Genomic DNA, 13,400 nt, shown 5'->3' on the forward strand with positions numbered 1-13,400 from the left:
TCCTGCCGTCATCGCTGCAGTGCGCGCCGTCCCGGGGCTTCCTGCAGGTCCGCACTGGCCACCACCACGCGGTTGCGGCCGCTGCGCTTGGCCTCGTACATTGCCGCGTCGGCACGGGCCATCAGCCGCTCGTAGTCCGGATGGCCGTCGTGGCCGGCCACGCCGATGCTGGCGGTCAGTGCCAGCACCTGGCCGTTGGCCAGTGCCACCGGCGACTGTGCGATCTGCCGCCGCAGGCTCTCGGCGATCACGGTCGCCTGCGATTCGCTGGCAGCCACCAGTACCACCACGAATTCTTCGCCGCCATAGCGGAACAGGTAGTCGCTGCCGCGCGTGAGCTGGCCGAGCAGGCCGGCGACGTGCTGCAACGCGCGGTCGCCGGCATCGTGGCCGTGGCCATCGTTGATCGCCTTGAAATGATCCAGGTCGAGCAGCAGCAGCGAGAACGGTGTGCGGTTGCGTGTGGCCAGCTCGATTTCCCGGCGCAGCACGGTGGGCAGGAAGCGACGGTTGAGCAGGTTGGTCAGCGCGTCGCTGCCGGCATCCAGTTCGCCGATGCGCTCGAACAGCAGTGTCATCAGGGTGCGGATGGCGGCCAGGTCCTCGCGGATGGCCGGCAGCACCGCCAGTCGCTGCGCCGGAGCATCGCCGCTCGCGCGCTGCAGGTGGCCATCAATGCGGGCCATCAACTGGCCCACCTGCTGCGTTTCGCTGCTTTCGCCGAAGCTGGGGATGCCCTTGTGAGTGAACCACAGGCCGAACTCCGAGGTGGCCAGGCTGGCGTTGTCGCTGGCCTGCACGTGGCCGGCCAACGCGTAGAGCAGGGCGTTTTCCCAGTCCAGCAGCAGTGCGCGCTGGCGCTCGCGTTCGGTACCGACGTTCTGTACCAGCGAGAACAGCCGGTAGGCGGCGTCGGCACGGGTGGAGCGCTCGCGCGCGTGGGTGTAGGCCAGGGTCATGCCTTCCATGGCGATGTCCATGATCGCGCTGAGGCAGTCGATGGCGGCAAATGCGGTGTCGCTGTCCGGTGCATCGTCGCGCAGGCGCACGAACAGTTCGTGCTTGAGCACGCGCGCACCGCGGGTAACCAGGTCGACCGGAATGCCGACGCGGGCGTGCACGTCGCCGATGATCCGCTGCGAGGCCACGGTGTTGGCGATGCCGCTGGCATCAGTGGTCAGCAGCTGCGCCAGCCAGCGCTGCATGGCCGGCTGCAGGCGCTGCTTGACCTGGTCGTGGGACAGGAAACGGCGCGCACGGGTGTCCTGCAGCAGTACTTCGTAAAAGCGCTGGGCCAGCGCGGGTGGGGCATCGGTAGCAGCGGCCTTGAGCAGCGCGGTGGCGGCAGGGCCGGCCTGCAGCAGACACTGCTGCCAGGCCTCGGCCAGCGGCTGGCTGGCATCGTCCAATTGGGGTGGTTCCACGTCGATCTCTGACTGCGTACGGCAAACCACGGGTATCGGCCGCGGCGGCATACGGTTGATGGCGGGTTAGCCGGCCAGTTTACGCGCGGTGCAGGGTTGCACGGTGCGCAAACCACATCGGCGCCGCTGCGGCAATGAGTGAACGCATTTGAGAATCAATCGCATTGATGGGAGAATGCGCGCACGGAACGGGCTGCAGGTGCCTGCTGCAGGACTGCTCCGCCTCCCCCTCGTCGTTGCCTCAAGCCCTTTGCCAGAGGCCCCGTAGCCCTGCCAGAAGGTCCTGATCATGTCCCCTGCCGTTGTCCTTTCGCCGCGCCCGCTGGCGCTTGCCGTTGCCGCCCTGCTGGCCGGCAGCGCTCTGACCGCCCACGCCGAAACCGACGCCACCGATATCGACACGGTGCACGTCACCGCCTCGCAGATCGCGCGCCAGGCCCTGGGTACCTCCACCATCACCGCAGAGGACATCGCCAGGCGCCCGCCGGCCAACGACATCGCCGAGCTGCTGCGCACCATGCCCGGCGTCAACCTGACCGGCAACAGTGCCTCGGGCCAGTACGGCAACAACCGCCAGATCGATCTGCGTGGCATGGGCCCGGAAAACACCCTGATCCTGGTCGACGGCAAGCGCATCGGTGCGCGTGATGCGGTGCGCATGGGCCGCAGCGGTGAGCGCAATACCCGCGGCGATACCAACTGGGTGCCGGCGGAAATGATCGAGCGCATCGAGGTGCTGCGCGGCCCTGCAGCGGCACGTTATGGCTCGGGTGCTTCCGGTGGCGTGGTCAACATCATCACCAAGCGCCCGACCGGCGACCTGACCGGCGCGGTCGACCTGTATGGCCTGGTGCCCGAGCACAGCGCCGAAGGCGGCAGCGAGCGCGTCGGCCTGCAGCTGAGCGGGCCGATGACCGACACCCTGTCGTTCCGCCTGTACGGCAATCTCAACAAGACCGACGCCGATTCGCTGGAACTCAACCGTGACTTCGCGGCGAATCCGAACGCGGTGCCGCCGGCCGGTCGCGAGGGCGTCAAGAACCGCGATGTCAACGCGCTGCTGCGCTGGGACGTGACCGCCAACCAGGTGGTCGAATTCGAAGCCGGCACCAGTCGCCAGGGCAACATCTATGCTGGCGATCGCGCGGTCAGCACCACCGGTACCTCGACACCGATCGATCTGGGGGCGTTGGCCGAGCAGCAGGCCGAGACCAACCGCATGTACCGCAACACCGGCGCGATCACCCATCGCGGCCGCTGGGGTGATGTGACCTCGCGGGTAACGGCTGCAGTGGAGGCGGTGAACAACTCGCGCATCAACGAAGGCCTGGCCGGTGGCCCGGAGGGCAGCTTCAACGGCACCGACTGGTCGACCTCGCGCCTGCGCAACTACCAGCTGGACGGCGAAGTCAGTTTCCCGACCACGCTGGGTGGTGCCGAGAACATCTGGACGCTGGGCTTTGAATACCTGGACAGCCGCCTGACCGACCCGTACTCGATGAGCCAGTCCAGCAGCAGCGGCGGCGGCATCCCGGGGCTGTCGGCCGATCGCGCACGCGGCAAGTCCGACGCGCAGACCACCGCCGTGTTCGTGGAAGACAACATCTACCTGGGCGAGCGCTGGATCGTCACCCCGGGCCTGCGCTTCGACCACCACAGCCAGTTCGGCAACAACACCAGCCCCAGCCTCAACGCGCAGTTCCGCATCAACAGCGACTGGGTGGTGAAGGGCGGTATCGCCCGTGCATTCAAGGCGCCGAACCTGTACCAGTCGAATCCGGACTATCTGTATTACACCCGGGGCAATGGCTGCCCGAATGCACTGCCGAGCCTGGGCGCCGGCTGCTACATGCGCGGCAACTCGGACCTGAAGGCGGAAACCAGCCTGAACAAGGAACTGGGTATCGAGTGGGCACCGCAGAGCGGCTGGCAAGCGTCGTTGACCTACTTCCACAACGACTACAAGGACAAGATCCAGGCCGGGTACAACCAGATCGGGCTGACCGCCGACACCAAGGGCCGCATCTTCCGCTGGGAGAACGCACCCAAGGCGATCGTGCAGGGTCTGGAAGGCAACCTGGTGGTCCCGCTGCTGGGCGAGCAGGGCAACCGCCTGAAGTGGAGCAACAACTTCACCTACATGGTGGAGAACGAGAACAAGAGCACCGGCCAGCCGCTGTCGGTAATTCCGAAGTACACCGTCAACACGATGCTGGACTGGCAGGCCACCGACAAGCTGTCGGTGCTGCTGACCGGCACCTTCTACGGCAAGCAGAAGCCGGCCACCACCAACATCAACAATGATCCGCGCTGCACCGGCACCTGCGATCCGTCGATCGCGCTGCAGGACCGTGGTGCGTACAACATCTGGGGCGTGAGCGCGCGCTACAAGGTGACCGAGACGGTCAGCTTCGGTTTCGGCGTCAACAACCTGGCCGACAAGCGCCTGTTCCGCGAGGCCAACAGCAGCGATGCCGGCGCGGCGACCTACAACGAGCCGGGCCGCGCGTACTGGGCCAGCCTGCGCTTCGGGTTCTGACCGCAGGTGGACGTTGGTCCGCTGCGTCCGCCAGGCGTGGCCTGGCGTTGCCGGCCGCGCTCCGGTAGCGCCGGGCCATGCCCGGTGAGGGACCGCGTGGCCTGCAATGTTATAAACACCGTGATAGTTTCCCAACGCCCTCCGGCGTAGCCTGCCTCCCATCGCAAAGGAGCTGTTGCCATGGGCCACGACCACGATCACCTGCCATCCGAGATCCGCCACGAGAAACCCTTGTGGTGGGCGCTCGGCCTGACCTCCACCTTCCTCGTCGTCGAGGTGGTGGGCGCGTTCTGGACCAACAGCCTGGCGCTGCTGTCCGACGCGGCGCACATGGCTACCGACGCTTTAGCGCTGATGATCGCGCTGGTCGCGGTGCGGCTGAGCCGGCGCCCGCCGGACGCGCGCCGCACCTACGGCTATGCACGCCTGGAAGCGCTGGGCGCGATGATCAATGGCGCGATGCTGTTCGTGGTCGCCGGCTATATCCTGTGGGAGGCCATTGGACGTTTCCGCGAGCCGCAGGAGATTGCCTCGTCGGGCATGCTGGTGATTGCCGCGGCGGGCCTGGTCATCAACCTGATCTCGATGCGCCTGCTGCAGGCCGGCAGCGGCGAGAGCCTCAACGTGAAGGGTGCCTACCTGGAAGTGTGGGCAGACATGCTCGGCTCGGTGGCCGTGATTGCTGGCGCGCTGTTGATCAAGTGGACCGGCTGGAAGCCGATCGACCCGATCCTGGCGGTGCTGATCGGCCTGTGGGTACTGCCGCGCACCTATGTGCTGATGCGCGAAGCGATCAACGTGCTGCTGGAAGGCGTGCCCAAGGGCATGGACGTGGCCAAGGTGCGCGACAGCCTGTCCGGCCACGCTGCGGTACTGGACGTGCATGACCTGCATGTGTGGGCGCTGGCCTCCAGCACCCCGGCGCTGACCGCGCACATCGTGATGCGCGACGGCACCGATGCCGATGCGCTGCGTCGTGATCTGGGCGGGCGCCTGCACGATGACTTCGGCATCGAGCACGTGACACTGCAGATCGAAGCGGACCACTGCGGCGAAGCCTGTGGTGAGCCGGCGCCGGTGAAGAGCGGCGAGCACGAGGGACATGAAGGCCACGACCATGGCGAGGACGCGCAGGGCCATCGCGGTCACGTGCATCGTTGATCGAGAATGACGACCGTGCCGGGTGATGCCCGGTGCGGTCATTCGTCCCGTCGCGAGGCCAGCCGGTCCGCCTGCCGCGTCGGCTCCGGCAGCCGGTAACCGCGCAGCGTGCGCCGTACCCAGTCCAGCGCGGTATCCGCACTGACCCGATGGCCGCCGGCCACGAACAGCGGTTTGCAGCGCAGCTTGCTGCGCAGCACCCAGCCCAGTTGCTCATCGCCATCCAGCAGCGGCGTATGCGCACCGGCCTCGGCGCCCGGTTCGACGAACCGGCCCACCAGTTTCGACTTGGCGACGCCGATGCTTGGCAGGTCGGTGACCACACCGAGGTGAGCGGCCACCCCCAGCCGGCGCGGGTGGCTGATGCCATGGCCATCGACGAACACCAGGTCCGGCGTGCGTGGCAGCAGCGCGAGTGCGGCCAGCAATGCCGGCAGCTCGCGGAAGCTGAGCAGGCCGGGGATATAGGGCATCACCGTGGGGATGCGCGCGATCTCCTGTGCCACGGGCTGCAGCGTTTCTGCGTCCAGCAGTACCGCCGCGGCGCGGGTGATGGCGCCATCGTCCTCGAAGCCGACATCCAGCCCGGCCAGCCAGCGCACGTTGCGTGGCAGGCGGTCCTGGCGCTCCACGCGGCCGGCCAGCTGGATCTGCTGCTTGCGTGCCGCGGCGACGCTGCCTTCCCAGCGCCCGGGGTCGATCACCGTATTCATTGGTCACAGCATCGCATGCGCGGTGCCACGGCCCGGTGAGCGGCGCCCGGGGCTACAATGGCGGCCTGCCTTTCCTCGCGTTGGAGACCCTGCAGTGACCCGTAAACTCGTACTGTTGCGCCATGGCCAGAGCCAGTGGAACCTGGACAACCGCTTCACCGGCTGGGTCGATGTCGACCTGACCGAGCAGGGGCGCCGGGAAGCGGCCGCTGCGGGTCGCCTGATGCGCGAGGAAGGCCTGCAGTTCGACGTTGCCCACACCTCCGTGCTCAAGCGCGCCATCCACACCCTGCAGGGTGCCCTGGCCGAGCTGGAACAGGACTGGCTGCCGGTGAACAAGTCCTGGCGCCTCAACGAACGCCATTACGGCGGCCTGCAGGGCCTGGACAAGGCCGAGACCGCCGCCAAGCACGGCGAGGACCAGGTCAAGGTGTGGCGTCGTTCGTACGATATCCCGCCGCCGGCCATGGACCTGGAGGATCCGGGCCACCCGATCCATGACCGCCGCTACGCTGGCCTGGACCGCAACGCGCTGCCGGGCACCGAATCGCTGGCCACCACGCTGGACCGCGTGCTGCCGTACTGGCACGACGCCATCGCGCCGCAGCTGAAGGACGGCAAGACCGTGCTGGTCACCGCCCACGGCAATTCGCTGCGCGCGCTGTACAAGTACCTCAACAACGTCTCGCGCGAGGAAATCCTCGAGCTGAACATCCCGACCGGCATCCCGCTGCTGTTCGAACTGAACGACGACCTGACGGTCAAGTCGTTCCGCTACCTGGGCGACCCGGAAGCAGCGCGCAAGGCCGCTGAAGCCGTGGCCAACCAGGGCAAGGCGAAATAAAACAGAAGGCCGGCGCAAGCCGGCCTTCGCTTTTTGTAGAGTCGAGCCATGCTCGACTGCTGTTGGCCTCTTGCCGCAAGGACAATAAACCCGGAACGGAGAGCAGTCGAGCATGGCTCGACTCTACATAAGCGCGTCCTGTGACCTTTGGCCGGTCCCACCGCAGGCCTCCCCGGCTACCCTGTGAAATTACCCGCAGGAGAGCCTCATGAACGTCCGCAACCTGGTCCCGCTGGGCCTGACCATCGCCATCGCTGCCTCGTTGGCGGCCTGTGGCAAGAATGAAACCGCGCCGGCGGCCAGCGCCGACGCCAAGCCGGCCTTCGACCTGTCGCAGATCAAGACGCCGCTGATCTCGCTCAACAGCGCCGACCTGGATCCGTCCATCTCGGCCTGTACCGACCTCAACGGCTTCGTCAACAGCAAGTGGCTGAAGGCCAACCCGGTGCCGGGCGACCAGACCACCTGGGGCAGCTTCGAGATCCTGCGCGAGCGCTCGCTGGAAGTGCAGCACGCACTGGTGCAGCAGGCCGCGGCCAGCCAGGCCAAGGCCGGCTCGGTGGAAGCCAAGATCGGCGACATCTGGAAGACCGGCAACGATGAAGCCAAGATCGAAGCCGCCGGCCTGGCGCCGCTGCAGCCGCAGCTGGACAAGATCACCGCGCTGAACGACACCGCCGCCATCACCCAGTACCTGCGCGACAGCCAGGCCGAGGGCAAGGGCGTGCTGTTCTCGCTGTTCGCCAATGCCGACTACAAGGATTCGGCCAACGTCATCGCCTATGTCGGCCAGGGCGGCCTGGGCCTGCCGGAGAAGGGCTACTACTTCGATGACGCGCAGGCCAAGATCCGCGACGCCTACGTGGCCTACATCGCACAGGTGCTGACCCTGTCCGGCGCGGACGCGGCGCAGGCCGCCGAGCAGGCCAAGGCCGTGATGGCCTTCGAAACCCGCCTGGCCAAGGCCTCGATGTCGCGCATCGAAATGCGCGACCCGGCCAAGCGCTACAACCCGCTCAGCGCGGCTGACGCCGACAAGCTGACCCCGAACTTCAGCTGGACCGCGCTGTTCGACACCCTGAAGGTGCCGGCCGCGCAGAAGTTCTCGCTGGCGCAGCCGGGCTTCTTCGGTGAAATGGACAAGATGCTCGCCGATGTGCCGGCCAGCACCTGGCAGGCCTATCTGCGCTTCCACACCATCGACGACGCCTCGCCGTACCTGAGCAGCCAGTTCGAGAAGGCCAACTTCGATTTCTATGGCACCACCCTGCGTGGCCAGAAGGAAATGCAGCCGCGCTGGAAGCGCGTGCTGGAGTCGGTCAACGGTGGCATGGGTGAAGCCCTGGGCCAGCTGTACGTCGACGCCGTGTTCCCAGCCGAGTCCAAGGTGGCCATGCAGCACCTGGTGGAGAACCTCTCGGTGGCGCTGAAGGCGCGCCTGGAGCAGCTGCCGTGGATGGGCGAAGAGACCAGGAAGAAGGCGCTGGAGAAGTGGGCCAGCTTCACCCCGAAGATCGGCTACCCGGACAAGTGGCGTGAGTGGACGGGCCTGCAGACCAACGGTGACAGCTACCTGGGCAACATGCAGGCTGCGCGCGCGTTCAACTATCGCTACATGCTGGACAAGATCGGCAAGCCGGTGGACAAGACCGAGTGGGGCATGACCCCGCAGACCGTCAACGCCTACTACAACGCCACCAAGAACGAGATCGTGTTCCCGGCCGCCATCCTGCAGGCGCCGTTCTTCGACGCCAAGGCCGATCCGGCGCTGAACTACGGCGGCATCGGTGCGGTCATCGGCCACGAGATGATGCACGGCTACGACGACTCGGGCAGCCAGTTCGCTGCCAACGGCAACTTCGACAACTGGTGGACCGACGCCGACCGCAAGGCCTTCACCGAACGTACCGACCAGCTGGTCGCGCAGTTCGATGGCTATGAATCGGTGCCGGGCGTGTTCGTGAAGGGCAAGCTGACCCTGGGCGAGAACATCGGCGACCTGGGCGGCTTGACCGTGGCCTACGACGCGCTGCAGATGGCGCTGAAGGAAGACCCGAAGGCGAACGTGGAAGTCGACGGCCACAGCCAGGACCAGCGCTTCTTCATGAACTGGGCCACCGTGTGGCGCCGCAACTTCACCGATGGTGAGCTGCGTGTGCGCCTGAACACCGACCCGCATGCCCCGGCCAACTTCCGTGCCAACGGCGCGCCGTCGAACATGCCGTCGTATGCCGCTGCGTTCCAGTGCAAGGCCGGCGACGCGATGGTGCGTGCCGACGACAAGCGCGTGGTGATCTGGTAATCGATCATCCGTGATGCGTGATGCAGAAGGCCCGGCGAATGCCGGGCCTTTTGTTTGTCTGATCGGTAGCGCCGGGCCATGCCCGGCGGATCTCAGGCCAGCGCTGGTTCCTGCGCCAGCATGCGATGGAAGCGCTGCAGCACATAGGGATCGATCAGGCCGCCGGACTGCTCGTCGATGATGCGCAACGCAGTCTCGCGTTCCATCGCCGCGCGGTAGGGGCGTACGCTGGTCATGGCATCGTAGGCATCCGCAACGGTGACGATGCGTGAGCCCAGCGGAATGCTCTCGCCACGCAGGCCGTCGGGATAGCCGCTGCCATCGAAGGCTTCGTGATGGGCGCGGATCAGCCGCGCGACCGGTGCTGCATCGCTGCGGCCGGTGGCCAGGAAGATGTGTTCGCCGCGCACCGGATGCTCGCGCATGATCGCGCGTTCCTCGTCGGTGTGCCGGCGCGGTGTCAGCAGTACATCGTCGGGAATGCCGATCTTGCCGATGTCATGGAAGCGCGCGGCCAGGCCGATCTGCGAGCAGGCATCGTCATCGAGATCGCAGTGCGTGGCCAGGCGCTGCGCGAGCAGTCCGACGCGGTCGCAGTGGTGGCGGGTGTAGGCGTCGCGCATCTGCAGCGACATCGAGAGGGCATCGATCAGGCAGGCCTGTGCGTGCAGCAGGTCGGGGGCGGGTACGGCGTCAGGAAACATGGTCATCCGCCCGCACCGGGTGGGGACCGGTGCGGGGTGTTCGGGGGGGCGATCAACCCGGGGCGAGGGTGGTCAGAAGGGCGCGGGCCGCATTGAAGCGGTCTTCCGGCAACGGCAGCGGGTGCTTGATGCGCAGCTTGTCAGGCCCTTCCATGGCGTAGAGATTGGGTTGTTTCTGGATCAGCTGGATCACCGCCATCGGGTCGATGTTCGGCTTGGACTCGAACACGATGCGGCCACCGTTCTCGCCCAGGTCCAGCTTGCGGATGCCGAGGGTGTTGGCCTTCAGCTTCAGCTCGGCGATGGCGAACAGGTGCTTGGCCGCATCCGGCAGCAGGCCGAAGCGGTCGATCATCTCCACCTGCAGTTCGCGCAGCGCATCACTGTCGCGCGCGCTGGAAATGCGCTTGTACAGGGTCAGGCGGGTGTGCACGTCCGGCAGGTAGTCTTCCGGAATCAGCGCCGGCACATGCAGCTCGACCTCGGCACCGCGCACTTCCTCGCCGGCATCCAGGTCGGGCAGTTTGCCCTGCTTGATGCTGCGCACCGCGCGCTCCAGCAGCTCGGTGTACAGGCTGAAGCCAACCTCGGCCATCTGCCCGCTCTGGTCCTCGCCCAGCAGTTCACCGGCACCGCGGATTTCCAGATCGTGCGTGGCCAGGGTGAAGCCGGCACCGAGCTCGTCCATCGACGCGATCGCTTCCAGGCGCTTTTCCGCATCCGGGGTGATCGAACGACGATCAGGTGCCACCAGGTAGGCGTAGGCGCGGTGGTGCGAACGACCGACGCGGCCACGAAGCTGGTGCAGCTGGGCCAGGCCGAAGCGATCGGCGCGGTTGATGATGATGGTATTGGCGTTGGGGATGTCGATGCCCGACTCGATGATCGTGGTCGACAGCAGCACGTTGAAGCGCTGCTTCTGGAAATCCAGCATCACCTTTTCCAGCTCGCGCTCGGGCATCTGCCCGTGGGCGATGCCGATGCGCGCCTCCGGCACCAGCTCGGACAGCTCGCGCTGCATGCGGCCGATGCTTTCCACGTCGTTGTGCAGGAAGTACAGCTGGCCACCACGCGCCAGCTCGCGCTGGAAGGCTTCGCGCAGCAGCGCGTTGTCCCACTGGGTGATGAAGGTCTGCACCGCCAGCCGGTTCGGCGGCGGCGTTGCGATGATCGACAGGTCGCGCAGGCCGGCCATGGCCATGTTGAGCGTGCGCGGAATCGGCGTGGCGGTCAGGGTCAGCAGGTGCACGTTGGCGCGAAGCGCCTTCAGCGCTTCCTTCTGGCGTACGCCGAAACGCTGCTCCTCGTCGACGATGACCATGCCCAGGTCCTTGAACTTCACGTCCGGCTGCAGCAGGCGATGGGTACCGACGATGACGTCGATGGTGCCGGCGGCGACCTTTTCCAGCTCGGCCTTGATTTCCTTGGTGGTCTTGAAGCGCGACAGCACCTCGACCTTCAGCGGGTAATCGGCGAAGCGATCGCGGAAGTTGCGGTAATGCTGTTCGGCCAGCAGCGTGGTCGGCACCAGCACGGCCACCTGCTTGCCGGCACTGGCGGCGGCGAACGCGGCGCGCACCGCCACCTCTGTCTTGCCGAAGCCGACGTCGCCGCAGACCACGCGGTCCATTGGCTGGCTGCTGGCCAGGTCGCGCAGGGTTGCGTCGATCGCGGCCAGCTGGTCCGGGGTTTCCTCGAACGGGAAACCGGCGGCGAACGGCTCGTACATCGCGCGGTCCACCTGCAGCGCCAGGCCGGCACGCGCCTGGCGGCGGGCCTGGATCTCCAGCAGCTCGGCGGCGACGTCGCGCACCTTCTCGGCGGCCTTGCGCTTGGCCTTGCTCCACTGTTCGCCACCGAGCGAATGCAGTGGCGCGGTTTCCGCCGACGCACCGGAGTAGCGGCTGATCAGGTGCAGCTGGGCGACCGGCACATACAGGCGGTCGCCCTTGGCATATTCGATTTCCAGGAACTCGCCGGGCATGCCGCCGACGTCCATCGCAATCAGGCCGCGGTAGCGGCCGACGCCATGGTCCTCGTGCACGATCGGCGCACCTTCGGTCAGTTCGCCGAGGTCGCGGATGATCGCTTCCGGCTCGCGGCCGGCACGGCGCGTGCGGCGGGTGCTGCCGGCGCGCTCGGGGAACAGCTGGCGCTCGGTCAGCACCGCGATGCGCGGATCGTCCAGTGCGAAGCCATCCTCCAGCGGTGCCACCGCGATCGCGAAGCGCGCATCGTCGGCGAGGAAGCTGGGCAGGTCGGCCACCACCGGCGGCTTCAGCTCGGCGGCCTGCAACACTTCCAGCAGCGCCTCGCGACGCCCGGGCGAATCGGCGGCAATCAGCACCCGGCCCGGATAATGGCCGAGGAAGGATTTCAGCGCGTCGCCAGCGGGGGCCTCGCGCGCGGCCACCGGCAGCGGCGGCAGCGGCTGGTCGCCCAACGCATGGGCATCGGAGATGCGCGCGTGGTCAGCCGACCACACTTCGATGCGCGGGGCATCGTTCAGACGCTCGCGCAGCAGTTCCGGCGACAGATACAGCGCCGACGGCGGCAGCAGCGGCCGTTCCACATCGTGGCGGCGCTGCTCGTAACGCTCGCCGGTCTGCGCCCAGAACGCCTCGGCGGCTTCGCCGGCACCGGCGCAGACCACCGGCAGGCTGCCGTCGGGCAGGTAGTCGAACAGGGTCGCGGTGCGTTCGAAGAACAGCGGCAGGTAGTACTCGACGCCGGCCGGGGCCAGCCCGGACTTCAGATCCTGGTACAGCGCGCTGCGCCGGGTATCGACATCGAAGCGTTCGCGCAGCGTGGCCAGCACGCGGGCGATGCTGGCTTCGTCCATCGGTACTTCGCGGCCCGGCAGCATGTGCACCGCCTCGACCTTGTCCAGCGAGCGCTGGCTTTCCGGGTCGAAGGCACGGATCGAGTCGATGTCCTCGTCCAGCAGCTCCACCCGCAGCGGCTCGTCGGCGCCCATCGGGAACACATCGAGCAGGCCGCCGCGCACAGCGAAGTCACCCGGGTCCATCACCTGCGGGACGTTGCGGTAACCAGCACTTTCCAGGCGACGCTTCTCGGCTTCCAGATCCAGGCGCTGGCCGACCTTCAGGTCGAAGCTGCCACCGATCACGTAGCTGCGCGGGGCCAGCTGCTGCAGCAGGGTCTGCACCGGCACGATCACCAGGCCGCGCTTCAGCGTGGGCAGGCGGTGCAGGGCGGACAGTCGCTGAGAAATGATGTCCGGATGCGGGCTGAAGCGGTCGTAGGGCAGGGTTTCCCAGTCCGGGAAGGCCACCACCGGCAGGGCCGGGTCACCGCCGAGCAGGGTCTGCAGGTCGGCTTCGAGCTGGTTGGCACCGTGGTTGTCACGGGCGATCACCAGCAGCGGGGCGTCGTGCGCACGCGCGGCCTGGGCCAGGTACCAGGCCAGGGCGGTCGGCGATGCGGGGGCGCGCCACCAGGCGCGGAGCTGGCCGGCGCGCGGCAGCGGCGGGGCGGGGTATGAGGTACGCGACATGGACCCCGGATTTTAGCAGAAGCCCGATCGAAGCCCGGTGGGTCATGCCGGCCGTTGGCCGGCAGCCTCATGTGCCGTTGGGGTAGCGGAATGCCGGCCAGCGGCCGGCACTACCGGGAGACGTCGCCGGGCAGAGCCCGGCGCATCCCGTAGAGTCGAGCTTGCTCGACTGTTGAAGCATGCGTCGCCGGGCACG

Annotated in this window: 8 protein-coding genes; 4 read left to right on the forward strand and 4 right to left on the reverse strand. The window is 67.2% G+C overall.

Going from position 1 to position 13,400, the window contains the following annotated elements; genetic code table 11:
* Positions 1-8: 8 nt before the first annotated feature.
* On the reverse strand, positions 9-1,424 hold the full coding sequence (locus ACSYS9_RS06265; RefSeq protein WP_049399641.1) for a GGDEF domain-containing protein: 1,416 nt from the start codon (positions 1,422-1,424) through the stop codon (positions 9-11).
* Between the two features lie 289 nt (positions 1,425-1,713).
* Here ACSYS9_RS06265 and ACSYS9_RS06270 point away from each other — a divergent pair, with 289 nt between their 5' ends.
* Both ACSYS9_RS06270 and ACSYS9_RS06275 read left to right on the forward strand, forming a co-directional pair.
* Positions 1,714-3,963, forward strand: coding sequence for a TonB-dependent siderophore receptor (locus tag ACSYS9_RS06270; RefSeq protein WP_032127522.1), 2,250 nt, complete (start codon positions 1,714-1,716; stop codon positions 3,961-3,963).
* A gap of 180 nt (positions 3,964-4,143) precedes the next feature.
* Positions 4,144-5,124 carry a cation diffusion facilitator family transporter gene (locus ACSYS9_RS06275; RefSeq protein ID WP_071228480.1) on the forward strand — a complete coding sequence of 327 codons (981 nt, stop codon included), beginning with the start codon at positions 4,144-4,146 and terminating at the stop codon, positions 5,122-5,124.
* Between the two features lie 38 nt (positions 5,125-5,162).
* Here the strand turns inward: ACSYS9_RS06275 and nfi are convergent, their stop codons facing one another.
* On the reverse strand, positions 5,163-5,837 hold the full coding sequence (gene nfi, locus ACSYS9_RS06280; protein WP_071228479.1) for a deoxyribonuclease V: 675 nt from the start codon (positions 5,835-5,837) through the stop codon (positions 5,163-5,165).
* 94 nt (positions 5,838-5,931) lie between these two features.
* Between nfi and gpmA the strand changes: the two genes are divergently transcribed.
* Both gpmA and ACSYS9_RS06290 read left to right on the forward strand, forming a co-directional pair.
* Positions 5,932-6,681, forward strand: coding sequence for a 2,3-diphosphoglycerate-dependent phosphoglycerate mutase (gpmA, locus tag ACSYS9_RS06285; protein WP_004150217.1), 750 nt, complete (start codon positions 5,932-5,934; stop codon positions 6,679-6,681).
* 208 nt (positions 6,682-6,889) lie between these two features.
* Entirely contained in the window at positions 6,890-8,983 is a 2,094-nt protein-coding gene (locus tag ACSYS9_RS06290; RefSeq protein ID WP_049424541.1) for a M13 family metallopeptidase, read from the forward strand.
* Between the two features lie 92 nt (positions 8,984-9,075).
* Here the strand turns inward: ACSYS9_RS06290 and ACSYS9_RS06295 are convergent, their stop codons facing one another.
* Positions 9,076-9,693 carry an HD-GYP domain-containing protein gene (locus tag ACSYS9_RS06295; protein WP_032127517.1) on the reverse strand — a complete coding sequence of 206 codons (618 nt, stop codon included), beginning with the start codon at positions 9,691-9,693 and terminating at the stop codon, positions 9,076-9,078.
* Between the two features lie 46 nt (positions 9,694-9,739).
* Entirely contained in the window at positions 9,740-13,204 is a 3,465-nt protein-coding gene (mfd, locus tag ACSYS9_RS06300; protein ID WP_071228478.1) for a transcription-repair coupling factor, read from the reverse strand.
* Positions 13,205-13,400: the final 196 nt, after the last annotated feature.

The organism is Stenotrophomonas sp. STK17_22 (assembly GCF_051983905.1).
Lineage (GTDB): Bacteria > Pseudomonadota > Gammaproteobacteria > Xanthomonadales > Xanthomonadaceae > Stenotrophomonas > Stenotrophomonas maltophilia_A.